This is a genomic window from Alkalihalophilus lindianensis (assembly GCF_032843265.1).
GTDB classification, from domain to species: Bacteria; Bacillota; Bacilli; order Bacillales; family Bacillaceae_D; genus Alkalihalophilus; species Alkalihalophilus lindianensis.
In genome coordinates, this window is record NZ_JAWJBA010000045.1 from 1 (window position 1) to 446 (window position 446).

At 46.9% G+C, this 446-nt stretch carries 1 pseudogene; it reads right to left on the minus strand.

The annotated features are described in order from the left end of the window. Positions 1–144, minus strand: a pseudogene (locus RYX56_RS21200) (glutamate decarboxylase); the annotation flags it as partial. Positions 145–446 lie beyond the last annotated feature (302 nt).

The window sequence follows — 446 nt, forward strand, 5'->3', positions numbered from 1 at the left end:
GGCATTGCCATCTAAAGCCATTTCATCGTGGACTTTTTTGTACGCGGTTTCGGGCAACATGCCTTTATTAGGGATACGATATCGTGGAATGGAACCTTCTCCTTTGCGAGCGAATGGAGGATTTGCAGAAAAATCATGAGGCAGCATCGTTGGACTGCGGCACCGTGCACGCCAGTGTGGGTTGACTCTCCTTGCTGGTTCGTGTGGGTGAGAATAAGCAACATAGATGGGTCTCCATAAGGTTCCTGGCCCCAGTGCCTTACCGGGAGATAACGGTGAAAGGTTTGGCGGCCGATCTACCATATATAAATACGGCGGGTGGGAGTATGTTTTGCTCTTTATAGGCCGGTAAGAATCAAAAGGGCCCAAATAGGGTCGATATATTTTATCATGTCGATTCATCAAGGTCCTCCTTAGTCAACAATTAGTTAATTAGTATGAGAAAC